Genomic DNA, 24769 nt, shown 5'->3' with positions numbered 1-24769 from the left:
ACATATAATCATCAAGAAATATTCCTAAACTATGAATCTTAAACGTATTTCAACTTTGGCTCTTGGTGCTCTCATGGCAATGGGCCTTTATGCACAGCAAAATCTCTCTTGGGCTCAGATGCCAGTGGTGTCGCCCGAAATCAATGCCGACAACAGTGTCACCTTCCGCGTGTTAGCGCCTCAGGCTCAGAAAGTACAGATTACCGGCGATATGCTTCCTACCCGTAAGATAGACACGCCGATGGGTAAGTACGATGCACCGGGTGTGGCAGATCTCGTGAAGGACGACAAGGGCGTGTGGTCGTTCAAGACGGGTAAACTCCCCTCGGAACTCTATACATATAATGTGGTGGTCGATGGCGTACGTACACTTGACCCAAGCAATGTGTATTGTGTACGCGACGTGACCAACCTCTTCAGCATGCTGCTCATCGGTGGCGGGCAGGGAGACTGGTACCGTGTGAAGGAAGTGCCTCATGGTACCGTGTCAAAGATCTGGTACAACAGTCCTACTGCAGGCCTGAAACGTCGCCTCACGGTGTATACGCCTGCCGGCTATGAGACCAGCAAGGAAAAGTATCCTGTGCTCTATCTGCTTCATGGCATTGGTGGTGATGAGAATGCTTGGTCGGAACTGGGAAGGGCGGCTCAGATCCTTGATAATTTGATCGCCGCCGGTAAGGCGAAACCAATGATCGTGGTGATGACCAATGGCAACATATCGCAAGAAGCCGCACCGGGTGAAACTCCTAATGGCTTCACCGTGCCAACACTGATGCTTCCTAAGACTATGGACGGTAACTTTGAGTTGGCTTTCCCTGATGTGATCAAGTTTGTAGAAAGCAACTATCGTGTCAAGGCCGACAAAAACGACCGTGCCATAGCCGGTCTGTCCATGGGCGGTTGCCATTCGCTGTATATCTCTGCCAACTATCCTGATACTTTTGGCTATGTCGGCCTTTTCTCTGCCGCAATCAACAAACAGCAGAAAAGTGGTGTGGAAAGCGAACGCGTTTATGATGATCTTGACGGGAAACTCGCCAAACTGTTTGCTGCTAAACCTAAGCTGTACTGGATCGGCATCGGCAAGACCGATTTCCTCTATAAGGACAATGCGGACTTCCGTGCGAAGCTCACAGCCAAAGGGTATCCTTTCACCTATATGGAAACCGAGGGCGGACACATCTGGCGCAATTGGCGCATCTATCTCACCGAGTTTGCTCAGAAACTGTTTAAATAGGAAGGACAGGTTTCTTCATGAATAATTACGGTTCTATGAAAATCAAAGCGTTGTTATTTTCTGCGCTCACGGCGTTCGCCTCACTGCCGGCGGCCGCACAGCCTGCGCCTCAATTGCGTGCCGATAATATAGATGCTGTCATTGCTGCTATGACTTTGGAAGAGAAAGCTAATCTTGTAGTCGGTGATGGTATGGGGGGATTTTCTGCACGACCTGTAATAGGCTCTTCTTCAAGTATCGTGCCTGGAGCGGCTGGTACGACAAAGGCTATTCCACGTCTTGGTATCCCTTCTGTGGTGCTCAGCGACGGCCCTGCGGGATTGCGCATCAATGTCGACAGACCGTTTGATCACAATAAATACTATGCTACTCATTTCCCTATTGGCACGTCTTTGGCCAGCTCTTGGAATACGGCACTCGTCGAAGATGTCACTAAAGCTATGGGACAAGAAGTGAGAGAGTATGGTGTGGAGGTGTTGTTAGCTCCTGCTCTTTGTCTGCAACGCAATCCGCTGTGTGGCCGCAACTTTGAGTATTACTCCGAGGACCCGGTGCTCTCGGGCAATATAGCTGCTGCCTATGTCAATGGCATTCAGAGTCAGGGCGTCGGCACGTCTGTGAAGCACTTTGCTTTCAACAATCAAGAGACAATGCGTATGGGCAACGATGCCCGTGTCAGTCAGCGTGCGGCTCGTGAGCTCTATCTTAAGAACTTCCAGATATGCATTGAGAAGTCCCATCCTTGGACTATCATGTCGAGCTATAACCGTGTCAATGGTGTCATGACCTCTGAAAGTCACGATTTGCTGACAACCATTCTGCGTGATGAGTGGGGATATAAAGGGCTTGTGATGACAGATTGGTTTGGTGGCACCGATCCCGTGTGGCGCGGTGGACATACCGATCGTGGTGCTAACATCTGGGCTGGCAACGACCTTATTGAACCGGGGATGGACAAGGATGTCAAGGAGATTGTGGATGCGGTGAAGAGTGGCAAACTCGATGTGAAGTATCTCAATCAGTGTGTGCGTAATGTGCTCGACCTGGTGGTGCGTACCAAGCGCTTTGTCGGTTATCACTATAGCAATCATCCTGATCTTGAAGCTCATGCCCAAGTAACCCGTCAGGCTGCTGCGGAAGGAACTGTTCTGTTGAAGAACAATGGCACATTGCCGTTGACATCCGTGCGCAATGTTGCACTCTATGGCAATGCCAGCTACAGTCTGATAGCAGGCGGTACAGGTTCTGGCAATGTCAATCGGGCTTATACAATTTCTCTTGTTGAGGGCTTGCGTAATGCTGGTTGTCATGTCGATGAAACCCTGACCAACCGCTATGCTGCCTATTTGGAAGAGTGGACACGCAAGCACGGTAAGCTCAACGCCAACGTACTTGAGGTTCCAAAACTTCCTGATGAGTTGGAGGCTGAGGTCACAAGTGAGGAGGTGAGCAACAATGATGTGGCAATCATCACCTTGAGTCGTATTTCGGGAGAAGGACAAGACCGCACGGCAGAGAACTATAACCTCAGTACTCAGGAAAAGGAGCTGCTGCATCGCGTCTGCTCGGCTTATCACCAGGCTGGAAAGAAAGTGGTGGTGGTGCTCAATGTGGGCGGCGTCATGGAGACTGCCTCTTGGAAGGATCTGCCTGATGCCATTCTGTTACCATGGCAGTGTGGGCAGGAGATCGGCAACTCCATCGCTGACCTGCTCATGGGTAAGTCTACACCATCTGGTAAACTGCCAATGACATGGCCGGTGAGTATCAATGATGATCCTTCAACAAAGAATTTCCCGTCTGATGTGAAGGATGAGTCTCTTGATCTGTCGAGTATGTTTAAGGATGCCTCTAAGATGGCACAGGTGAAAAACTTCGGTTACACCAACTATGAAGAAGGTGTCTACGTGGGCTATCGCTATTACGATACGTTCAAGAAAGAGGTGTCCTATCCTTTCGGCTTTGGCTTAAGCTATACGACTTTCTCGTTTGGCAAACCGTATGTAAAGGATCAGGGAAAGAGCATCAGCCTATCTGTGACGATTACCAATACGGGTAAGCGCCCGGGTAAGGAAGTGGCGCAAGTCTATGTGACAGCACCAAAGGGTAAGGAAGACAAGCCCGCACAGGAACTCAAGGCTTTTGCAAAGACACGTACCTTGCAGCCCGGCGAGAGCCAGACGCTGGTGATGAATATCGACAAGATTGATTTGGCCAGCTTCTATGAGAGCAAGAGCGCTTGGGTCGTTGATCCGGGTGTTTACACTTTCCGAGTGGGTTCGTCAAGTCGTGATATAAAGGGAAATGCCACGTTGGCCGTTAAGAAACAAATAAAGACGGTCCACAACGTACTTAAACCGCAAGTGAAGCTTACTTCATTGAAACTTGCGCAGTAAGAAAAGGCTTATCCTTGCGTTGAACTGAAAGCAAAATCGTTTGGGCTTGCTTATGTCCCCCCAGGGGAACATTAATAGTGAGAATTTAATTCCTTATGCCAAGTTGTTTCAACTCCTGATTACAACTGTTTTTTAGTTAACGCTCCGCTCTGCGGAATAAAGAATATAACCGAATATCGAGAATATCTTATCTTGATGTTCGGCTATATTCTTTCTCGGTTATATTCTTTCTTCTTTTAGCATCTTGCCGTCGAGGTTGTAAATGGCGACATGGTCTTTGTCCATCACGGCCATGGTGGGTTCGTTGCCGCCCTTGGGAAAGGTGATGGAACCCGTGTTGCAGATGAGCATGCCGTCGGCATTGTGCTCGAGTTGCCAGAGATGGGTGTGGCCGAAAAAGACTGCGTCGTAGTGACCGGTGGGCAGATGGTCGGGATTGTAGACATGGCCGTGGGTGAGCAGGATGCGGCGGCCCTCGTCGACAAGCAGCACATAGTCGCTCATCATCGGGAAACGGAGTAGCATCTGGTCGACCTCGGCATCACAGTTGCCGCGTACGGCGACGATGTCATCGGCCAGCGGGTTCAGTGCCGCGACGATGCCCTTGGCGTCGATGCCTTCGGGGATGCTGTTGCGCGGCCCATAGTTGAGGATGTCGCCGAGGATGAGGAGCATGTCGCACTGCTGTTGGCGGTAAAAGTCCAGTGCACGTTGCAGCCGGGGCAGACTGCCGTGGACGTCGGAGATGATCAGATAGCGCATGGTGATGTCGGCGGTGTGTTATTTGAGAAGAAACGATTTGATGTTTTTGTTTTTCGAGAGTTTGCAGAGCTTTCTGACGGCTTGGTTGCGGATTTGTCTGACGCGTTCACGCTTCAGCCCCATCTCTTGTGCCGTCTCGGCGAGCGTGCGGTGCTCGGCGCCGATGCCGTAGAAGCGCTGTATCACCTGCCGGCTGCGGGCGTCGAGCTTGTCGATGATCTGCAACAGTTCGGCTGTGGCGGTCTCGTCTTCCAGAGCGTTGTCGGGCTGCGTGGCGTCTTTGTCGGGTATGACATGTCCCAGGCTCAGCTCATTGCTGCCGCCGATGGGTGCGTCGATCGACAGCGGATGGCTGCGTTTCTTCTCCCATGCGGGGTCCTTGGCGTTGCGCGGCACACGGTAGAGGCCAGCCTGCTGCTCGATAGCCTGCTCGATGGCCTCGCGGATGTATGGTGCGGCATAGGTGACAAAGCGCTTGCCGTGCTTGCCGTCGAAGTGTGTGGCAGCCTTGAGCATGCCAATGTTACCCTCGCTAACCAGGTCGTCCATGCTGAGCCCGCGGTTTTTGTATTGGTTGGCGACGCTGATGACATAGCTCAGGTTGGCAGCCACCAGTTTGTCCAAAGCCCGTTTGTTGCCTTGGGCAATCTTCTCGGCGAGCTGCTGCTCCTCGGCGTCGCTGAGTAATTTTTGCTTTCCTACTTCCTGTATGTAAGCGTCGTTGAGTTCTTCGTTCATGTTGATATCCTTTCGTGAGTATTGTGTGGTAGAGCGGACGGGCTTGTTTCTTTCTGCTTAGTCGAGTCCGCTGTCGACCAGCAGCTCTGCTACCTCTTCCGGTGTGTTGTAGTCCATGCCGAAGGCGAGGTCTTCGTCGGAGAGTTCCTCCGAGAGTTCTCTGGCCTGCTCCTCAGTATATCGTGCGTTGCCGTCCTTGTCTTTGACCAGACAGATGGCTGCGACGATGCGCTCGCGATAGGCGGCGATGGCCTCTTTGCCGTTGGCGGCGGAAATGTTGTCTAAAGTCTGCTCCATAGTGGTGACGTTTCTATTACGTACAAAGATATGAATTATTTGGGAAATAACCCTCGTAATTTGGGATAAATAAGCTAAAAAAACTAATTCCCCGATGAAAACGTAATGTTTTTTTAGTAACTTTGCATAGATAAAGAAATATAGGAATACGCCAATAAAGATATGGGAAAAGAATACAGAGCCGGACTGGATGTCGGATCCACGACGGCTAAGATCGTTGTTCTTGATGACGAAGATCATATCGTTTATTCACAGTATCGGCGACACAACGCCCAAGTGCGTGAACTGACCACGACCTATCTCAACGAGATCAAGCATCAGCTCGGCAATCCGTCACTGCGTCTTTGCGTGACCGGATCGGTGGGTATGGCCACAGCTGACGAGCTCCGTGCGGAGTTTGTCCAGGAGGTGGTGGCAGCCACGGTGTTTGCCCGCAACCGCTATCCCGAGGCGCGTGCGCTGGTGGACATCGGCGGCGAGGATGCCAAGGTGGTCTTCTTCAATGGGCAGAGTACGGAACTGCGCATGAACGGCAACTGCGCGGGAGGCACCGGCGCGTTTATCGATCAGATGGCATTACTGCTCGGCTGCGACAACCAGCGCATGAGCGAGCTGGCCATGACCTCCACCCATGTCTATCCGATGGCCGCACGCTGTGGTGTCTTTGCCAAGACCGACGTGCAGAACCTCATGTCGCGCAACCTGCCGGAGAGCGACATCGCCGCCAGCATCTTCCACAGCATCGCCGTGCAGACCGTCACCACGCTCAGCCACGGCATCGACTTCACGCCGCCGATCCTCCTTTGCGGTGGGCCGCTGACATTTCTTCCTGCCCTACGCAAGGCGTTTGCCGACTATCTCCATCTCGAAGCCAGCGACTTCATCGTACTCCGGGAGGGCAACCTCATCCCGGCACTCGGCTGTGCCATCCGTGCCGGGAAGGAAGCTGAGGCGGTGGACATCGACGAACTTCTCGACCGTATCGCACATCCCGAAGCATGCCGCCACCAACAGAAGTGTGGATGCACAGCTGTCGCTGACGCCGACGAGTTGCAGCCGCTCTTCCATTCTGAGGCTGAATATACAGCATGGTTGCGCGACAAACAGCGTTATGCTACCCCTCTCTATCCCATGCACAGCGGGCGTGAAGAGGTGGTCATCGGCATCGACTCGGGTTCCACGACGACAAAGCTCATCGTGGTGCGGGCTGACAAAAACCACCAGGGAGAGATCATCTTCAGCGACTACAGCATGAATCTCGGCAATCCGATCCATGCCGTGGAGCAAGCTCTGAAACGCTTGAAGCAAAAGGCAGAAGAGAGCGGAACCACGCTCGACATCGTGGGCTCCTGCTCTACGGGCTATGGCGAGGAACTGATCAAGGCTGCTTTCAACCTCGACGACGGCATCATCGAGACGATGGCGCATGAGCGCGCGGCGGCACGGCTGTTGCCCGACGTGTCGTTTATCCTCGATATCGGCGGGCAGGACATGAAGGCCATCTTTGTCGATCATGGTGCTGTGGTGCGTATGGAACTCAACGAAGCCTGCTCGTCGGGTTGTGGAACGTTTATCCAGACCTTCGCCCAAAGTTTGGGCTACCGGGTGCAGGACTTTGCCGCCTTGGCTTGTCAGGCAGACCGCCCCTGTGACCTCGGTACGCGCTGTACGGTGTTTATGAATTCTAAGGTGAAGCAGGTGCTGCGCGAAGGCGCTACAGTGGCTGACATCGCAGCCGGACTGGCCTACTCTGTAGTGCGCAACTGCCTCTACAAGGTGTTGAAGCTCAGAGGTAATGATGATCTCGGAAAGCATATCGTCGTGCAAGGCGGCACGATGAAGAACGATGCTGTCGTGCGTGCTTTCGAGCTCCTTTCGCATACGCAGGTGGCACGCAGCAACATTCCCGAGATGATGGGTGCGTATGGTTGTGCCCTGCACGCCATTGCCGCTTGCCAGTCCTCAACCCAACTGCATCATGTCTCGCTTGACGATCTGCTCCGGCAGTCGGCGTGCGAGACTCGTCTGCTCAACTGCAAGGGTTGCGAAAACCAATGTCTCGTGACGATGTATCGCTTTGGCAGTGGTCGCCGCTATTACTCCGGCAACAAGTGTGAGCGGGTCTTCAACAACCAGGGAAAGAACCACGACAAGGGCGAGAACATCTATCGCGAGAAATACGAGCTGCTCTTTGGTCGTGCCGAACAGCCTTCTATGCCGTCGCGCACAGAGGTTGTCGCCATTCCGCGTGTGCTGAACATGTATGAGGAGTTTCCGTTCTGGCATACACTCTTCACGAGTGCTGGTTTTGAGGTGATGCTCAGCTCGGAGTCTACATTCAAGAAATACGAGCGCACACTGGGCACGGTGATGAGCGACAACATCTGTTTCCCGGCGAAACTCACCCACGCGCATGTCAAGGAACTCGACGAACGGCTCGGTGAACTGCCTGAGGGAAGAACGGGATTTATCTTTATGCCGTATGTGGTCTTTGAGCATCAAGACGATGACCGCACCATCAACAGCTATAACTGCCCGATTGTCACAGCCTACTCCGACGTGATCCGCAGTGCCATGACACTGCAGCACCGTGTGGAGTCGCCCGTGATCAACTTCCGCGATGAGCCTCTGCTGCGCAAGCAGATCCTTGCCTTCCTCAAGAAACACGGTGTCGGCAAGCACACTGCCGAGGCTGCGCTGACTGCGGCTTTGAAGGCAGAACAGGAATATACTTCTCTGGTGAAACGCCGCTGCGAGGATATCCTGGCGCAAAGCCGCAAGGAGGGCAAGCTGACCATCCTCTTGGCGGGCCGTCCTTACCATACTGATCCGCTCATCCAGCACAAACTCTCGGAGATGATCGCGGCGCTTGGCGTGAACGTGATCTCCGACGACATTGTCAGAACTGACGAGCAGACACCTTCCGGCGACACCTGTCTGGTGAAGCAGTGGGCTTATATGAACCGCATCATCAAGTCGGGACAGTGGTGCGCTGAAGAGCCCGACGATGTGCATTTCGTGCAGATGACATCCTTCGGTTGCGGTCCTGACTCGTTCATCCAGGACGAGGTGCGGCATATTCTTCGTGAGCATGGCAAGCCCTACACGCTGTTGAAGATCGACGATGTGAGCAATCTTGGCAGCTTGAAGTTGCGTGTCCGTTCACTCATCGAGTCGCTGAGAGGACAGAAAGGCGAAACGGAAAAGCAGAAGACCGCCTGCAATGTAGACTCGCAGACAGCAGACAAGGTTAGTGACGAGAACTCTTTGCCACCGATCACCCGCCATATTCTGGCTCCTTATTTTACGGAATATCTCACACCGTTGCTGCCTCCGATCTGCCGTTTGATCGGTTGGGATGTGGAAGTCTTGCCGCCCAGCGATGCCGAGAGTGCGGAGTATGGACTAAAGTACGCCAATAATGAGGTGTGCTATCCTGCCACGCTGATCGTCGGCGACTTTGTCAAGGCACTGCGGTCGGGGAAATATGATCCCGACAAGGTGTCGGTGGTGATGAGTCAGACCGGTGGACAGTGCCGTGCGACGAACTATGCCGCGCTGATCCGCCGTGCTCTCGATGCCAACGGTTTCAAGCGTGTGCCATTGATCACCTTGGGCGTGTCGACGAGTGCCGAGGACGAAGACGAGAACCAGAGCGCGGCACTCGATGTGCCATGGATGCGTCTGGCTCCGATCATCACGACGATGTTTCTTTATGGCGACACCATCTCTAAATTCTATCACGGCGCTGTGTGCCGTCTGCGCAAGGATGCTTATCATGTGGGACCACAAGGGGCAACGAACGACGCTGAGCTGCTGCGTGACAAATATCTCGCTTTGGCCGCTGAGCCGATACTCCGTAACAGCCCCAAGGGACTGATGGACCTCATCCGACAAGCCGCCCGGGAGTTCGACAGCATCGTGGAGGATAAGGAGGTGCCTGCCGTGGGTATCGTGGGAGAGATCTTTCTGAAGTTCAATCCCTTTGCCCATCAGTTCCTGGCGCGCAAGATCATCGCCAAGGGATGTGAGGTCGTTCCGCCGTTGCTCTCTCCTTTCTTCTTGCAGGAGTTTGTCAACGTGATTGCCTCTAAGCATCTCGGACTGAAGTGCAGCAACGTGCCCGACTTCCTGGTGAAGAGCATCTACAGTCTGATCTGGCGGCGCGAGAAGAAAATCAATCGCCTTGCCTCACGCTTCCGCTATTACCGTCCGTTTACCAACATCTTCGACGATGCCAAGGAGGTCAACGGCGTGGTAAGCCTTGCAGCACAGTTTGGTGAGGGCTGGCTCTTGCCGAGCGACATCATCAGCCTGGTCAGACAAGGGGTGAACAATGTGGCAAGCCTCCAGCCCTTCGGCTGTATCGCCAATCACATCGTCTCGAAAGGTATTGAGAAAAAACTCAAGAAGATGTATCCACAACTCAACCTGGTATCGCTTGACTTCGATTCCGGCGTCTCTGCCGTGAACGTTACCAACCGCTTGTTGCTGTTTATAGATAGCATCAGAGGATAGAAAAATGGTAAGAAACAAAAAGTCCCGCGGCAACAGCCGCGGGACTTTTTGTTATTTCAGTGCTTCCAGCGCACTCTTATAGTCCGGCTCGTCCTCGATCTTCTCCACCTGTTGGGTGTAGACGACCTTACCTTCCTCGTCAACGACGACGACGGCACGGGACTGCAGGCCACGCATCGGACCGTCGACGATCACGGTGCCATAAGCCTTACCGAACTCGGGAGAGCGGAACAGTGACACGGGAACCACGTTTTTCAAGCCTTCTGTCGTGCAGAAGCGGCCTTGGGCGAAAGGCAGATCCTCAGAGATGCAGAGCACCACGGTGTTGTCCATCTTCGAAGCGTCAGCGTTGAAGTGACGTACGGAGGCGGCACAGGTGCCCGTGTCGAGGCTGGGGAATATATTGAGCACTACGCGCTTGCCGCGCAGGTCACTGAGTTTCAGTGTGCTGAGGTCACCTTTGGTAGCCTCGAAATCAGGTGCGATACTTCCTTTTGCGGGCAGAGTGCCGATGGTGTTCATCGCATTGCCTAATAAACTAACTTTTGCCATAATCTTTAGTGTTTAATGTGTTGAGTGCCGCAAATTTACGAAACACTGTGTGAAGTGCCAAATCTTTCTCTCTCTTTTTCGAAATATTAATAGAGCGACATTTATTGATAACAGCTCAGTGTTGCAGGTCTTTCAAGTTACTCATTAATTACTCATGAAGAATTAATCCACGAATCTTCACAAATCTCCACGAATAACCATTGACATACGTGTCGATACTTAGTTTTATTATCCACGAATCTCCACGAATTTCCACTAATTTTCATCCGCATTCGTGTCGATTCGTGCAGATTCGTGGATTAACTCTTTTCACCGATTATCATCTTTATTCGTAGAGATCCATGGATGAAGGCTTTAAAGTACAATACGTCTCCATTCTAAAACATTGGGATTCCCAAAGTTGATTAGCAGGCCAAGCCTCATTTTCGTCGCATGAAGGTAATTAATCACCTGAGCAACGTTGGCATTGTCGAGTTGTGATTGAGCCTTAATCTCCACGATAATCTTATTCATGCAAAAGAAATCCGGACGATATTTTTGTTTGAGACAAACACCATCGTAAAAGATATCTATGCTTTTCTCACTATCAAATAATATATTACACTTGTCAAACTCTATCTCGATAGCCTCATGGTACACAGCCTCAAGGAATCCAGGCCCCAACGTATTATAGACTTTCATTGCGGCTCCCACAATTTCGTAACATTCTTGTTGATATAGCATAACGAGTCAAATTAATTTCCATTAATATCCACATACGTGTCGATACTTCGTTTAATTATCCACGAATTAACACTAATCTCCACTAATTCTCATCCACATTTGTGTCGATTCGTGAAGATTCGTGGATTACTCTTCCACCCTTTTTGCATTCTTATCAATTTGAGAAGATCCATGGATGGCTTATCCAACCTCCTTTGATTTCAACTTATCGTATTCGTGTTGAGAGTGAAGTGATCCATAATTCTATAGATCCGTGTGGACGGCATTCACTTCCCAAATCTCACTCCCACATTGACATTGAACAGCAGCTGCTTGTCGGTGTAGGCTGACTTCACGCCACTGCCATTCTTGAAGTGGTATGACAGGCCAGGCTCGGCGAAGAGGCTGAGGCTCGGCAATAGCGAGTAGGAGATGCCAGCGTGGACGTGTGTGCTCAGCACAGGCCGGTGCTCGCTGATCGTTGTCGTTGTCGTCTCGTTGGTGGTCATGTCGGCATAGTGTGTCTTCTTCTTGCCGGATACCAGTTTTTCAATCTCGCCGCCGGCACTGGCGTAGACCTTCACCTTGCTCTGTTGCCATATATTGTAGTGGATGCTTACCGGAATGCCGAGATAATGCAGTCGCTGTGTACTGCTCTCACAGTGATTGGCATAGAGATCCTCAAAGTCGGAGCTCATCGTACTGTAGGTCAGTCCCGTGGTCACGCCCCATTGCCCGTTGAGAGGTATCGACACGGAAAGCCCTGCACGGACTGGCAGATGATGATGCTTCTCACTATGCATGGGAGTTTCTTGAAGTACCTTGTTGAGCAGAGAGGGGTAGGCGTAGAGTACGGGTACACTGGCCACCATTGGGTCGCTCATCGTCATGACTTGCCCATTACTGTTGCCATTTCTCTGAAAGCCGCCAACCCCCTGGTAGTAAGCACCCACATGTATTGTATGGTGAGGGCTTTCATTATTGTATGCTAAGAGTCGGTCACTGCTGTTCCAGTGATCCTTGTAACTGTTTTGAGATTGATTTGCCGAAGTCCGCTGCTGTTCTGCCGCTTTGCGCGTCTCAATCTCTACCACCGTATTCGCGTCTTTTGTCTCTACAGTGTTGTTCTCGACAGAAGCAGACTGAGGGTTCGAGACATTCTTCGCTTTGTATTCTTCTGTTATCATCGAAGCAGACGGCATTGTCCTCTTACCATGGTTTTTACTTAAGACTTGGGCGATCAGACTTGAAGCAGGGATGCTTGCTGGTTGTGCCGTATGCTGCTCGACGTTTGCCGAAGCTTGCCGTTGCACTTGTGTCGCAGGTTCTCGGTGCTGTAGCTGTTGCGATAGCATTGTGTCGCTATCGGGTTGTAGCAAAGCCAGATATACGGCTGTACCTCCAACGGCCACTACCAGTGAGGCGGCGACAGCCCATCGTTGCCACGTCAGACGGCGTGTCTGGGCAATGGGGCGCGGTGGTGTCATCGTCAGACCACGGCGTGCCATCTCTTGCTTGATGTTGTCAAGCATATCATCGGGAGCCTTCCGCTCATAGCTGTCGGCTTTCCGCTTGATGTCTGTTATCCATTTGTCGTTCATCTTAACCTCCTTTTGTAGTCGTTGATCATCTTGGCAAGCATCGCCTTCGCACGGTGTAGCTGCGAAGCCGAACTGTCGGGTTTGATGTGTAGCATTTGTCCGATCTCCTTATGGCTCAAGCCTTCTACGACGTAGAGGTTGAGCACTTGGCGGTAGCCTTCGGGCAGACGTCGGATCATTTCCATGAGCACATTACCGTCGAGCCCTTCTGTGTCTGGCTCCTCGTCGGACAGGTCGGGGACTTGCTCCCCGTCGACGACATCGATCTTTTGCTTCTGGCGTAGCGTTGTCAGACATTCGTTGACCATAATGCGCGTCACCCATGCCTTCAGACTGCCTTTGCCGCGGTACTGAAATGTGTGGAACTGTGTGAAGATCTTGATGAAAGCCTCTTGCAACACGTCTTTCACTTCGTCGTCGTCAGCGATATAGCGTATACCCACACCCATGAGATACCCGCTGAACAGTGCGAACAGGTCGTCCATCGCCGAGGTTTCTCCCCGGCGAAAGGCTTCTGCGATCTGTTGTTCCTTGTCGATGACCTTCATGATGGCAACACTCCTATGGTGTTAATGTCTTGTTATGATCCTGATCTTTTGCTTGATAAATGCAGAAAAGTTCAGAACCTTGCGTGAATCGATCCCTTATTTTTTAGATAGTTACACCTTATTATATATACAACTCTATACCATTGTCATATAATCTTACGCTATTATATATTTGTACCTACGCCCGATGTTGTGCTGCCACCTGTCGGAGGGTGATGGCATAGGCGGTGAGCATTAGCACGCCGGTGAGTATCCACGAGATGGGATACACGGCCATGAGATGGTTGAAGCCGGGATGCGACGGGCAGTAGAAGAAGATCCAACCCAGTCGAAACACGCAGGTGCCAAAGATAGCAATCAGCGTAGGCTCCAGCGAATGCCCCAATCCACGAAGGCATGCAGCCGAAATCTCGTAACTCGCCGCGATCCATTGGAAGATGAGCACATCAGACAGTCGCTCACGGGCAAAGGCAGTGACATCGGGATCGGCGGTGAACAGCCAGAGGAAAAAACCGCGTCCGCTGTAGAACAGCAGGTTGCCGGCCAAACAGAACAGCGCACCGCAGGCCATGCTCAACCAAAACACACGCTTACAGCGGTCGATGAGCCCGGCACCATAGTTTTGTCCGACAAAGGTGACGGCGGTGCCCGTGAAGGCACTCATCAGAAAATAGCAGTAGTATTCAAAGTTCTGTTCCACTGACGATCCTGCGATGGCCGCGGCACCGTAGCTGTTGATGCCGGTTTGAACAAACACGTTGCTGAAGGAGAAGAGCATGCTCTGCACGCCGGTGGGGATGCCGATGACCAGAATGCGGCGCAGTGACTGACGGTCTACGTGCAGTCGAGTGGCTTGCAGACGGAAAGGCCCACTCTCATGGCGCAATACGCATATCATGCACGAGGCGCTGAACACATTGGCCAGCCCCGTAGCCGCCGCCACGCCCGCCACGCTCCAGTGGAGGACGATGACGAAGAGCAGACAGCAGAGCGTATTGACCACGCCAGCGGCAAGCAACATATACAGCGGGCGGCGTGTGTCGCCTTTACTGCGCAGAATGGCGGCGCCAAAGTTGAAGACGATAAAGAAAGGTACACCCAGAAAGTAAACGCGTAGATAGGTCGTCGCGTCGGAAAGAATCTCTTGCGGCGTCGCCATCCAGCGAAGTATCGTAGGTGCAAAGGTCAGCCCTATGATCAATAGCAGCAAGCTGCATACTATGGCAATGACACATGTGGTTCCTACGGCGTTGCGCACACGGTGACGGTCTCGGGCGCCAATGGCCATGGCTATGACGGCGTTGGCACCGACCGATATGCCGACAAAGAGATTGATGAGCAGGTTGATGAGAAAGGTGTTTGCACCGACGGCTGCCAGTGCCTCACTCGACGCAAAGCGCCCTACCACAGCCACGTCGATCGAGATAAACAGCTGTTGCAGAATGCTGCTCACTGCGAAAGGCATAGCCACTTGCAGCATTTTGCCTAAGAGAGGTCCGTGGAGCATGTCCATCATCTTGCCGTCCTTGCTTTTCTCGTTTCCCATGACTCAACACGATTGATTCTAACTTTTCTCTGCAAAGTTATAGTTTTTTTCTCATATATCCATCGTTTCATAGCTGTATGCCCATGATTTTCTCTATGAATCTGTTGTTCCTGGGAATGTGGAAAGAAGCGAGTGAAGATGTTGGCGTCTGACAAGGTTGGATGGGTGAGGACGTGTTGTTAATCAATATTAAATGATGGTAAGTTTTGACACACATTCTTCGTTGATTGACGAAAAAATTGTAACTTTGCACCCGCATTTGCGAAAACAGATGCGATCAACATGGGCAAGTCTCTTACGGTCAGCTCCCTCGGAATCCCCCAGGACGGGAACGTAGCAAGGGTACTTGGTTGTAGCGACGCGATAAGAACCGCTTGCCCACCTGCCTCTTTAGCTCAGTTGGCCAGAGCACGTGATTTGTAATCTCGGGGTCGTTGGTTCGAATCCGACAAGAGGCTCATCAAAAATCCTTCCTCACAGGGAAGGATTCTTTGTTTCTACACCTTATTATATATATAGGACTCGATTTCTAATAAGGACATCGGTCTTCTTCCTCTTTAGCTTATGAACATTCTCGATACATTCCACTCTTTCCTTCAGCGTTTCAGAAGATCTTCCAAGGATGTCGCTCTCGTCCTTGGCGGTGGCGGCGCGCGCGGCTTTGCACATATCGGAGCCATTGAGGCCTTGCAAGCGCATGGCTATCATATCACTTCTGTGGCGGGAACATCGATGGGCGCGCTGGTGGGTGGACTCTTTGTTGCCGGCAAGATGGAGGAACTCAAAACGATTGCGCATCGTCTGACAAAGATGCAGATACTCAAGATGATGGATGTCTCTCCCGGTCTGGATCATCTGGCCAGCGGTGAGCGGCTGCTCAAGGAGTTGCGTCAGATAGTGGGAGAGGTGCGTATCGAGGATCTCCCGATACCCTATGCTTGTGTGGCTTCTGATATCATCAGTGGACAGCCCCATGTCTTCCATGAGGGCGAACTGGCGCAGGCCATACGTGCCTCGGTGTCTATCCCTTGTTTTTTTAAACCTGTAGAGATAGGCGGCGCACTCTATGTCGACGGCAGTGTACACGACACGCTGCCCTTGGACGTGGTGAGCAGAAAGAAAGGGGATCTGCTTGTCGCCGTCAATGCGAGTGCACCCGACGCATATCCACAGAGCAATGGCGCACCTGCGACAACGCGTGAGAATAGTAGCTTTTGGATGCGATGGATACCAGTCATGAAGTCAGGATTGTCGAGCAATTATGTCAGAATGGCTGTGCGGGTAGCCTGCCTGTCGGTACAAAACAATACGATGATGGCTGAGCGGCTGACACCTCCCGACATCCTTGCTGACATACCGATGGACGCCTTTGGTCTCTTCGACTTTACGCGTGCCGACGAGATCATTGCTTATGGGCGACAAGTCATGGAGAAGACTTTGAAAGAGAAAAGCTTTAAAAAAAGCTAACTGCCTGTTTGGCATATACTTTGCAGAGGGCGGAGTAGAAACAAAGTTCGTTATGCCATGAAGCAGAGTAAGTTGAACAATAACAACAAACCCCAACCCAATATCGGTTGGAGTGGTATTTTTGTGGGACTGTTGGTCTTGATTCTTCTCAACAGTCTGCTTTTCCCCTACGTCGGTAACCAGCCCGTGAAGGATGCTGACTACAACACTTTTATCACAGCTGTGGACAAAGGAACGGTCACGAGCGTCAACATCAAGGAGGGCCGCATCTATTATGAGGTAGCAGGAAAGAAAGGCAAGCAGTATTTCCGTACCACCGAGGTCAACGATCCCCAGTTGGTAGACCGGTTGCTCAAGGCGAAGAGTCCTGCCAAGGGTGGTCACATCGTTTTTACTAAGCAGTTGCCACAGAAGAATTCTCCCATCGTCGACTTCTTTCTTTGGTGGATCCTGCCGGGTCTGATTTTCTATTGGATCTGGCGTGCGGGAGCCAATAAGATGGTGAAGGGTGCCAGCGGAGGCTTCCTCTCTTTGGGAAACTCCGGTGCGAAAGTCTATGCCGAGAGTGACGTAAAGACGCGCTTCGCCGATGTCGCCGGGCAGGACGAGGCCAAGGCAACGCTCAAGGAACTCGTCGACTTTCTCCACAATCCGCGGAAATACACGGCTTTGGGTGCCCGTCTGCCCAAAGGCGCACTGCTCGTTGGCCCGCCGGGAACAGGCAAGACGCTGATCGCGCGTGCTGTGGCCGGTGAGGCTCACGTGCCATTCTTCTCGATTTCCGGTTCCGAGTTTGTACAGATGTTCGTCGGTATGGGTGCTGCCAAGGTGCGTGATCTGTTCCGTCAGGCTGCACAGAAGGCACCGTGTATCATCTTCATCGACGAGATCGATGCCATCGGCAAGAGCCGTGACCAAGCCATGGGCAATGATGAGCGTGAGCAGACGCTCAACCAGCTGCTCACCGAGATGGACGGTTTCGATGCCACCAAAGGCGTAGTGATCCTTGCCGCCACCAACCGGCCGGAGAGCTTGGACAAGGCACTGTTGCGTCCCGGACGTTTCGACCGCCGCATTATCATGGAGCTGCCGGATCTGGAAGGGCGTAAGGCAATCTTCCAAGTACATCTGAAGAAGGTAAAACACGGCAATATCGACTTGGATGTAGTCGGTCGCGCTACTGCCGGATCCAGTGGTGCCGACATCGCCAACATCGTCAACGAGGCTGCTCTGCGTGCCGTGAGACTTGGTAAGAGCGAGGTCGAGACCGATGACATCGAGGAGAGTGTGGAGACCGTCATTGCCGGTGAACAGAAGAAGGGTGCCGTCATCTCGCCCGAGGAGAAGCGCATCATCTCCTATCATGAGCTCGGACATGCCATGGTGGCAGCCATGCAGACCCATTCCGCACCGGTGCAAAAGATCACCATTGTGCCGCGTACGAGTGGCGCACTGGGCTATACCATGCAGGTCGACAGTGGAGAGAAGCACCTGATGAGCAAGACCGAGATGCTCAACCAAATTGCCACACTCACCGGAGGGCGTGCCGCTGAGGAAGTGATGTGCCACACATGTACGACAGGTGCTTCCAACGACATCGAGAAGGCTACACAGTTGGCTCGTGCCATGATCACGACCTATGGCATGAGTGACACGTTCGGCATGATGCAACTCGAGCAGCAACGCTATAAGTATCTTGGCGGTGCCAGCAGTTTGACTTGCTCGCAGGAGACAGCCAAGGACATCGACACCGAGGTGCGTGACATCATCCGACAGGCTCATGACAAGGCCGTCGGCATCATCAAAGCCCATGAGCCGGAGATGAACGCTGCTGCCAAGATCTTGCTGAGCAAGGAGACGATCACGGGCGATGAGTTCATGAGTGTGCTCAAGCGCTACGAAAAGGATAAAGAATAATAAAAAAGCAGGGATTGCGTTGGCAGTCCCTGCTTTTTTGCTTATTTTTGTCTGACGGATGTGACGCTTCTGTCAGATCCATCATTGCTAACAACAAATCAGATATAGAATCAGACAAAAAGACAATGACAAGAAACAAAAAGAGAATGATCACGCAGGGACTCTGTGCCCTGCTGTTGCTGTTGTCGCCACTGTCCTCTGTGCGGACTTCCGCACAGGGGCAAGATCAGCGGCACGATGCAGCCATGATGATGCCGCAGGATTTCGACAGTAAGTATGCCACCGATTTGGTGAAGGCGGGCAGCGAGGCTCCCGACTTCAAGATGAAGACCGTGGACGGCAAGACTTTCAAGCTTTCTAAGTTGCGCGGAAAATATGTCGTGCTTGACTTCTGGGCTTCCTGGTGTCCCGATTGCCGCCGCGACATTCCTGAGATGCTTAGGATGTATGACCACTTCCATGGTAAGGGTGTGGAGTTTGTCGGCGTATCGTTCGATACCGATGCACAGAACTGGAAGAAAGCCTTGCAGAAGTATGGCATTCGCTGGACGCAGGTCAGCGAGCTTGTGAAGTTCCACGATGCCCAGATCTCCAAGACCTATGGCGTGAAATGGATTCCCTCGATGGTGCTCATCGACCCACAGGGCAAGGTGGTGCTGAGCACTGTGCTGTGGCCGAAGCTGGAACGAACGCTGACCGAACTCTTTCCTGAGGGCAAGGCAAAGGCTATCGATGAGAAAGTCGCCATTGAAGGCAGCAAAGGCAAACTGTCTGCTATTGTCAGCCGTCCGGAAGGTGTGACGGGGCGCATGCCGACCGCTATCATAATGCACGGGTTCAGTAGTAACAAAAATACCCAGCTGATGACACTGCTCTCCGACTCTTTGCTGCGCCATGGGATCGCCACGGTACGTTTCGACTTCAACGGCCATGGCGAGAGCGAAGGGAAATTTGAGGAGATGACCGTGCCCAACGAGATTGAAGATGCGAAGAAGGTATATGCCTATGTCTGCTCGCAGCCTTGGGCTGACAGCACGCGCGTGGCACTGGTCGGCCATTCTCAGGGTGGCGTCGTTGCCAGCATGACAGCAGGCGAGCTTGGCGAGAAACGTGTCGCCGCCGTAGCACTGATGGCTCCTGCCGCTGTGCTGCGCGAAGATGCCATTCGCGGCAATACCTTCGGCACTACTTACGATCCGCTTGATCCTCCGGCAGTGATCAACTTGATGGGCGGTCATCTGAAGTTGGGCCGCAACTATGTGCGCACGGCTTTCCGCTTACCGATCTACGAGACGGCAGCTAAGTATCAAGGTCCGGCCTGTATCGTACATGGTACCGGCGACCGCATCGTACCCTATACCTACGGTGAGCGCTTCCACAATATATGGAAGGGTAGTGAATACGACGAGCTCCCGGGCTTTGACCATGGCTTCGGTCAGGATTCCTACCGGGCGGTGGAGCTGGTCAGTGAGTATTTGGCCAAGAATATCAACAGGAAATAAATATAAAAAAAGAATAGGGGAAGAGGGCTGACTCTTCTCCTATTCTTTTTATATAGTTTCTATTTTTATCAGTCTTACGACAATCCCACGATGTTGCCGTCGACGATGTCGATGTGGTTGGCTTGCGGATCTTTGGGCAAGCCCGGCATACGCATCATGCTGCCGGCCACGGGCACGAGCATCTCAGCACCATTGTTGATGACGATGTCGTCTATTTCCATCGTGAAGCCGTCGGTGGGGCCGTAGGCTTTTGCGTCGGTGGAGAAGCTGTATTGTGTCTTGGCAATACAGACCGGATAACGGCTGATGCCCAATTGCTCGATCAGCTGCAGTTGTTGCTTGGCTTTTTTGCTGTAGACAATCTTGCCGGCACCATAGATCTTCTTGGCCACGGCAGCGATCTTGTCTTCCACGCTGTCCTCGTCTTGGTAGAGCAACTGTAAAGGCTCGGAAGGCTCTTTCTCCACAGCGCCGACGACCATACGGGCCAGTGCTGCCGCACCTTTTCCGCCCTCAGCATAAGCGTCGTTGACGGCAAACATCACGTGCAGGTCCTCCTCGCAATGGCGACGCACGGCCTCCATCTCTTCATACGAGTCGTCGGCATAGCGGTTGAAGGCTACGACGACCGTCTGGCCGAAGCGACGCAGGTTCTCCACGTGCTTGTCGAGGTTCCACATTCCCTTCTTCACTGCGTCGATGTTGCTCTCGTTGATCTTGTCGTAGCTGGCACCGCCGTGCATCTTCAGAGCCTTGAGCGTCACCACGAGCACGGTGAGATCCGGCTGTAGTCCGGCCTTGCGGCATTTGATGTCGTAGAATTTCTCTGCGCCCAGATCAGCACCGAAGCCGGCCTCCGTGATGGCGTAGTCGCCGTAGGTCAGCGCGCAGCGTGTGGCAACCACAGAGTTGCAGCCGTGGGCAATGTTTGCGAAAGGTCCGCAGTGCACCATAGCCGGGGTGCCTTCTGTCGTCTGTACCAGGTTGGGGTTGAGGGCATCCTTGAGCAGTACGGTGATGGCACCTTCCACGCCCATGTCCTTGACATAGAACGGTGTGCCGTCGTACTGTATGCCGAGCAGGATATTGCCGATGCGACGGCGCAGATCCTCCACGCTGGTGGCGAAGCACATGATCGCCATGATCTCGGATGCGGGCGTAATATCGAAGCCTGTCTCGGCGATCATGCCGTTGGTGCGGGGACCAAGACCGGTGACGATATGTCGGAGTGCACGGTCGTTGATGTCCAGGACACGCTTCCACAGTACTTCTTTCAGTGCGAATCCGTCGGCAGCGTGCTGATAGATATAGTTGTCGAGCAGGGCTGCAATCATGTTGTTGGCCGAGGTGATCGCATGGAAGTCGCCCGTGAAGTGGAGATTGATCTTGTCCATAGGCAGCACTTGTGCATAGCCCCCGCCGGCGGCACCGCCTTTCTGACCGAAGCAGGGACCGAGGGAAGGCTCACGCAGTGCCACGACAGCATTCTTGCCGATGGCGTTCATGCCGAGCGCCAGACCCACGCTGACCGTCGTCTTGCCGATGCCGGCCTTGGTGGGACTGATAGCGGTCACGAGGATGAGGTGGTGCTTGCGCACGGCTTCTTCCTGGATGGCACTGATGTCCACCTTGGCGATGTACTTACCGTAGCCTTCAGTCTTCTCCGGGTCGATACCCAACTGCCCGATGATGTCGTTGATGGGACGGAGAACTGTCGACTGTGCAATTTCGATATCCGATTTCATCTTTCTACTATAAAACGATTAATATATGGGAGTCCCAGACGGGGCTTTTCTGTATTTTATATGCAAAGTTACTCGTTTTTTCTCTTTTTTATTCATTATTAGCCTTAGAATTGAAGACGAAAGCACAAAAAAGTCCTAACTTTGCCGAAAACAATTTTATATGATGAACAATAGAACATTCCTCGTTATGGCTTTGAGCCTTTTGCTGCGTCTGCCTTCGCTGGCACAGGAAGACCGAAAGGCTCTGCGCGACAGTCTGAAGCTGGCGATGGAACAGCTGTCTTATCATCCCGACTCAGTTGACTTGAGGCTCCGCAAGGCCGCGTGGAACATGCAGCTGGGCGAATGGCAGTATGCCAAAGACGAATACGACTGGGTGATCAACCACCATCCCGACAATCTGGCAGCAAGATACTATCGCGCCTATGCCAACACACAGTTGCGGCGCTACAACTTCGCACGGCTCGACTACGAGACTGTGCTGCGTGTGGTGCCCGGCAACTTCGACGCGCGTCTGGGGCTGGCACTGCTCAATCAAAAGGATCATCACTATACCGAGGCAATGGACGGTGTGAACATGCTCGTTTCGACCTACCCCGACTCGGCAACTGCCTGGGCCGCGCGAGCAGGCATAGAAAAGGAGCGTGACATGAAGGAACTGGCGGCCTATGACTATGGCGAGGCCCTGCGACGGCAACCCGATAACCGCGACTGGCTGCTGGCGCGTGCCGATCTGCTCATTGCCCTGCACCGCTATAATGAAGCCAGAAAAGACCTCGACCGTTTAGTTGCGCTTGGCGTCTCAAGAGGTCAACTGAGGGATATGTACAGGCAAACCAAAGAATAGAAAAGATCTCTATTGCAATCTGTTTGTCAAACTGAGTTTGTCGTGCAAAAATAACAGGTAGAAACTTTCTTTTTTTGCACGATTATCATATTTCATGATGATTTATTTATCTTTTTGCATCGTTTTGAGAAAAATGTAGTAACTTTGCCGTCAAACTATAAATAACACATAACTAGCCAGAACCTCTATGATGAGACAACTAAAGATCACAAAGAATATCACGAGCCGAAACAGTGAGGCCCTTGACCGATACCTCACTGAGATTGCCCGTGAACCGATGTTGACTCCCGACGAGGAAGCCACGTTGGCACATGCCATCCACCAAGGCGGACCCGCCGGGGAGCGCGCACGCGACAGACTCGTCAGCGCCAATCTGCGATTTGTCGTTTCTGTAGCTAAGCAATACCAGCATCAGGGCATCTCGCTCACCGATTTGATCAACGAAGGAAATGTGGGACTCGTCAAAGCCGCTGAAAAGTTCGACGAGACACGCGGCTTCAAGTTCATCTCTTACGCTGTGTGGTGGATACGCCAAAGCATCATGGAGGCCTTGGCGGTCAAGAGCCGCATCGTGCGCGTGCCGCTTAACCAAGTGGGCATCGCCGGGAAGGTCAATAGGGCCACGGAGCAGTTCCTCCAGGAACATGGGCGTGTGCCGTCTACCCACGAGCTCGCCACGATGACGGGAATCGACGAGGATCTGGTGATCTCCGCCTTTGAGGCCAACGGCCGTTCGACGAGCATCGACGCTCCAATCAGTGAGGATGACGACAACTCGCTGGCCGACACGCTCTCCTCCGACGATGCCGACTCTCGCTCCGACAGCTCGCTCGACCGCGAGTCGATGAATCTCTTCATCAACGACTTGCTCAAGGAGGTGCTCAACGACCGGGAGCGACGCATCATCACCGAGTCGTTTGGCATCGGCCGCATGGAGAAAAGCCTGGAGGAAATCGCAGACGAGATGGGCATGACACGTGAGCGTATACGGCAGGTTAAGGAAAAAGCACTGCGCAAGATCCGCAACAGCAAATATGCGGTAACGCTCAGACAATATCTTGGATAATAAGTAACGTAAGATGAAAATAGCCGTTTTTTGTTCTGCTAATAACAGCATAGACTCTCTATACTTCAAAAAAACAGAGGAGCTCGGGCACTGGATGGCGGAAGAGGGGCATACGCTTGTCTATGGCGGATGCAACAGCGGACTGATGGAATGTGTCGGATGTGCCGTACACGAAGGTGGCGGCATGACAATCGGTGTCATCCCTACGCTTGTGGAGAAAGGAGGCCGACAGAGCCAATATGTCGACGTTGAGATCCCCTGCGACAACCTTGATGACCGCAAACATCTCATGCTGGTGCAGTGCGACGTGGCTGTGGCGCTGCCCGGAGGCATTGGCACGCTTGATGAACTCTTTACTGTAGCTGCTTCCCATACCATTGGCTATCACCAAAAAATGGTGATTCTCTACAATATTGGCGGCTTTTGGGACTCGCTCGTAGCGCTGCTCGATGATCTGCAGGCCAAGGGAATGATTCGTGGCAACTATACACAATATATACAGGTGGCCAACACGTTTGAAGAACTCCGCCAGTTGCTGACTCAGATAACGCCATCGACCGAATAAAGAATATTGTTTTTTTTGACAAAAGCCTGTCCGCTTCAACTTGCAATCTAGAGTTGAGCGGACTATTTTTTTGTTTCCTTCCTGCAAAAAACAAAGCTTTCTCGCCCCCAAAAGTGCATTCTTGCTGTCATCTCGGTTGTTTGTGCGTGTCATCTCGGTTGTTTGTGTGTGTCATCTCGGTTGTTTGTGCGTGTCATCTCAGTTGTTTGACAGACAAAATCATGAAGTTTTGGGGAGCCTAAAAAGTACATACAATATAACGCGTTGATTGTTAGTGACTTATAATTTTGCCTCATTTTTGGCGAAAATCCGACAGACACAGGTCTTCGTTCAAAAGAATCGATTCTCAGCCGCGGTTTATTGTCATAAATTAAGACAGAAGAACAGACGAAAAAGACAGAGTAACAGAGAGACAGATTTTCCTTTTAAGACAGAAAGACATAAAGGACATATTCTTCTTTTTTAGACAGAAAGACATAAAAGACATATTTTTTTTAAGACATAAAAGACATATTTTTTCTTTTTGGACAGAAAGACATAAAAGACATATTTTACAACGGACGCTATTTGTGAACAGGCTCTTACCCTCACACGAAAGTCCATGAATTGCCCACGAATTTCTCATCAATTATTAATTCATCCTTAATTCCGCAACACTATTACAAATATAACTTTTTAAGTACCTGAGCAACAAAAAGTTGCCCAGGATTTTGCCATGTCGAAGAATTCACTTATCTTAGTGTTGCAAAAATAAACAAGC

The 24769-nt window shown here is 52.1% G+C and carries 18 protein-coding genes and 1 tRNA gene; 10 read left to right on the top strand and 9 right to left on the bottom strand.

Annotation, left to right across the window (positions count from 1 at the left end; translation table 11 throughout):
- Positions 1-31 precede the first annotated feature (31 nt).
- On the top strand, positions 32-1240 hold the full coding sequence (locus NG346_RS06780) for an esterase (RefSeq protein WP_262279796.1): 1209 nt from the start codon (positions 32-34) through the stop codon (positions 1238-1240).
- Between the two features lie 35 nt (positions 1241-1275).
- Positions 1276-3636, top strand: a complete 2361-nt coding sequence (locus NG346_RS06775; RefSeq protein WP_262288470.1) for a beta-glucosidase — start codon at positions 1276-1278, stop codon at positions 3634-3636.
- 219 nt (positions 3637-3855) lie between these two features.
- On the opposite strand, the gene yfcE is transcribed toward NG346_RS06775, so the two are convergent.
- Genes yfcE through NG346_RS06760 form a run of 3 tightly spaced genes read right to left on the bottom strand, consistent with a single transcriptional unit; the run spans position 3856 to position 5433 of the window.
- The gene (yfcE, locus tag NG346_RS06770; RefSeq protein ID WP_262288469.1) at positions 3856-4398 is read right to left on the bottom strand and encodes a phosphodiesterase; all 543 of its coding nucleotides are present in this window, start codon (positions 4396-4398) and stop codon (positions 3856-3858) included.
- A gap of 18 nt (positions 4399-4416) precedes the next feature.
- Positions 4417-5136 carry a sigma-70 family RNA polymerase sigma factor gene (locus NG346_RS06765; protein ID WP_154534127.1) on the bottom strand — a complete coding sequence of 240 codons (720 nt, stop codon included), beginning with the start codon at positions 5134-5136 and terminating at the stop codon, positions 4417-4419.
- Between the two features lie 57 nt (positions 5137-5193).
- Complete coding sequence (locus NG346_RS06760) at positions 5194-5433, bottom strand: hypothetical protein (protein ID WP_262288468.1); 240 nt, start codon at positions 5431-5433, stop codon at positions 5194-5196.
- Between the two features lie 162 nt (positions 5434-5595).
- Here NG346_RS06760 and NG346_RS06755 point away from each other — a divergent pair, with 162 nt between their 5' ends.
- The gene (locus NG346_RS06755; RefSeq protein WP_262288467.1) at positions 5596-9951 is read left to right on the top strand and encodes a BadF/BadG/BcrA/BcrD ATPase family protein; all 4356 of its coding nucleotides are present in this window, start codon (positions 5596-5598) and stop codon (positions 9949-9951) included.
- Positions 9952-10002: 51 nt separating this feature from the next.
- Here the strand turns inward: NG346_RS06755 and tpx are convergent, their stop codons facing one another.
- The 5 genes from tpx to NG346_RS06730 all read right to left on the bottom strand — a co-directional run bounded on the left by tpx (position 10003) and on the right by NG346_RS06730 (position 14900).
- The gene (tpx, locus tag NG346_RS06750) at positions 10003-10503 is read right to left on the bottom strand and encodes a thiol peroxidase (protein WP_262288466.1); all 501 of its coding nucleotides are present in this window, start codon (positions 10501-10503) and stop codon (positions 10003-10005) included.
- 354 nt (positions 10504-10857) lie between these two features.
- Complete coding sequence (locus NG346_RS06745; protein ID WP_262288465.1) at positions 10858-11226, bottom strand: GxxExxY protein; 369 nt, start codon at positions 11224-11226, stop codon at positions 10858-10860.
- A 266-nt stretch (positions 11227-11492) separates the two neighbouring features.
- Entirely contained in the window at positions 11493-12806 is a 1314-nt protein-coding gene (locus NG346_RS06740) for a PorT family protein (protein ID WP_262288464.1), read from the bottom strand.
- Positions 12803-13354, bottom strand: coding sequence for an RNA polymerase sigma factor (locus NG346_RS06735; protein WP_262288463.1), 552 nt, complete (start codon positions 13352-13354; stop codon positions 12803-12805). The genes NG346_RS06740 and NG346_RS06735 overlap by 4 nt, the downstream gene beginning before the upstream one ends.
- 178 nt (positions 13355-13532) lie before the next feature.
- Positions 13533-14900, bottom strand: coding sequence for an MATE family efflux transporter (locus tag NG346_RS06730; protein WP_262288462.1), 1368 nt, complete (start codon positions 14898-14900; stop codon positions 13533-13535).
- 384 nt (positions 14901-15284) lie between these two features.
- Here NG346_RS06730 and NG346_RS06725 point away from each other — a divergent pair.
- From NG346_RS06725 to NG346_RS06710, 4 genes are all read left to right on the top strand, one after another.
- Positions 15285-15358 (top strand) — tRNA-Thr (locus NG346_RS06725).
- Positions 15359-15464: 106 nt separating this feature from the next.
- Positions 15465-16367 (top strand): patatin-like phospholipase family protein, encoded by a 903-nt coding sequence (locus tag NG346_RS06720; protein ID WP_262288461.1) that lies wholly within the window; start codon positions 15465-15467, stop codon positions 16365-16367.
- Positions 16368-16424: 57 nt separating this feature from the next.
- Positions 16425-18284: an ATP-dependent zinc metalloprotease FtsH gene (gene ftsH, locus NG346_RS06715; protein WP_262288460.1), complete on the top strand. Its 1860-nt coding sequence runs from the start codon at positions 16425-16427 to the stop codon at positions 18282-18284.
- Between the two features lie 125 nt (positions 18285-18409).
- Complete coding sequence (locus NG346_RS06710) at positions 18410-19786, top strand: alpha/beta fold hydrolase (protein ID WP_262288459.1); 1377 nt, start codon at positions 18410-18412, stop codon at positions 19784-19786.
- Between the two features lie 74 nt (positions 19787-19860).
- On the opposite strand, the gene NG346_RS06705 is transcribed toward NG346_RS06710, so the two are convergent.
- Entirely contained in the window at positions 19861-21531 is a 1671-nt protein-coding gene (locus tag NG346_RS06705) for a formate--tetrahydrofolate ligase (RefSeq protein WP_262288458.1), read from the bottom strand.
- Between the two features lie 160 nt (positions 21532-21691).
- Here NG346_RS06705 and NG346_RS06700 point away from each other — a divergent pair, with 160 nt between their 5' ends.
- The 3 genes from NG346_RS06700 to NG346_RS06690 all read left to right on the top strand — a co-directional run bounded on the left by NG346_RS06700 (position 21692) and on the right by NG346_RS06690 (position 24009).
- The gene (locus tag NG346_RS06700) at positions 21692-22378 is read left to right on the top strand and encodes a tetratricopeptide repeat protein (RefSeq protein ID WP_396266743.1); all 687 of its coding nucleotides are present in this window, start codon (positions 21692-21694) and stop codon (positions 22376-22378) included.
- A gap of 190 nt (positions 22379-22568) precedes the next feature.
- Positions 22569-23444: a sigma-70 family RNA polymerase sigma factor gene (locus NG346_RS06695; RefSeq protein WP_262279857.1), complete on the top strand. Its 876-nt coding sequence runs from the start codon at positions 22569-22571 to the stop codon at positions 23442-23444.
- A 13-nt stretch (positions 23445-23457) separates the two neighbouring features.
- Positions 23458-24009, top strand: a complete 552-nt coding sequence (locus tag NG346_RS06690; protein WP_262279783.1) for an LOG family protein — start codon at positions 23458-23460, stop codon at positions 24007-24009.
- Positions 24010-24769: the final 760 nt, after the last annotated feature.

The organism is Hallella absiana, from assembly GCF_025457485.1.
GTDB lineage: Bacteria > Bacteroidota > Bacteroidia > Bacteroidales > Bacteroidaceae > Prevotella > Prevotella absiana.
Note: the sequence above shows the minus strand (reverse complement) of the source record. Positions and strands in the feature narration are given on the sequence as shown.

Excerpts from the sequence above, each read along its gene's own strand:
- NG346_RS06780 (WP_262279796.1), top strand. The coding sequence starts at position 32 with ATGAATCTTAAACGTATTTCAACTTTGGCTCTTGGTGCTCTCATGGCA.
- NG346_RS06775 (WP_262288470.1), top strand. The coding sequence starts at position 1,276 with ATGAAAATCAAAGCGTTGTTATTTTCTGCGCTCACGGCGTTCGCCTCA.
- yfcE (WP_262288469.1), bottom strand. The coding sequence starts at position 4,398 with ATGCGCTATCTGATCATCTCCGACGTCCACGGCAGTCTGCCCCGGCTG.
- NG346_RS06765 (WP_154534127.1), bottom strand. The coding sequence starts at position 5,136 with ATGAACGAAGAACTCAACGACGCTTACATACAGGAAGTAGGAAAGCAA.
- NG346_RS06760 (WP_262288468.1), bottom strand. The coding sequence starts at position 5,433 with ATGGAGCAGACTTTAGACAACATTTCCGCCGCCAACGGCAAAGAGGCC.
- NG346_RS06755 (WP_262288467.1), top strand. The coding sequence starts at position 5,596 with ATGGGAAAAGAATACAGAGCCGGACTGGATGTCGGATCCACGACGGCT.
- tpx (WP_262288466.1), bottom strand. The coding sequence starts at position 10,503 with ATGGCAAAAGTTAGTTTATTAGGCAATGCGATGAACACCATCGGCACT.
- NG346_RS06745 (WP_262288465.1), bottom strand. The coding sequence starts at position 11,226 with ATGCTATATCAACAAGAATGTTACGAAATTGTGGGAGCCGCAATGAAA.
- NG346_RS06740 (WP_262288464.1), bottom strand. The coding sequence starts at position 12,806 with ATGAACGACAAATGGATAACAGACATCAAGCGGAAAGCCGACAGCTAT.
- NG346_RS06735 (WP_262288463.1), bottom strand. The coding sequence starts at position 13,354 with ATGAAGGTCATCGACAAGGAACAACAGATCGCAGAAGCCTTTCGCCGG.
- NG346_RS06730 (WP_262288462.1), bottom strand. The coding sequence starts at position 14,900 with ATGGGAAACGAGAAAAGCAAGGACGGCAAGATGATGGACATGCTCCAC.
- NG346_RS06720 (WP_262288461.1), top strand. The coding sequence starts at position 15,465 with ATGAACATTCTCGATACATTCCACTCTTTCCTTCAGCGTTTCAGAAGA.
- ftsH (WP_262288460.1), top strand. The coding sequence starts at position 16,425 with ATGAAGCAGAGTAAGTTGAACAATAACAACAAACCCCAACCCAATATC.
- NG346_RS06710 (WP_262288459.1), top strand. The coding sequence starts at position 18,410 with ATGACAAGAAACAAAAAGAGAATGATCACGCAGGGACTCTGTGCCCTG.
- NG346_RS06705 (WP_262288458.1), bottom strand. The coding sequence starts at position 21,531 with ATGAAATCGGATATCGAAATTGCACAGTCGACAGTTCTCCGTCCCATC.
- NG346_RS06700 (WP_396266743.1), top strand. The coding sequence starts at position 21,692 with ATGATGAACAATAGAACATTCCTCGTTATGGCTTTGAGCCTTTTGCTG.
- NG346_RS06695 (WP_262279857.1), top strand. The coding sequence starts at position 22,569 with ATGAGACAACTAAAGATCACAAAGAATATCACGAGCCGAAACAGTGAG.
- NG346_RS06690 (WP_262279783.1), top strand. The coding sequence starts at position 23,458 with ATGAAAATAGCCGTTTTTTGTTCTGCTAATAACAGCATAGACTCTCTA.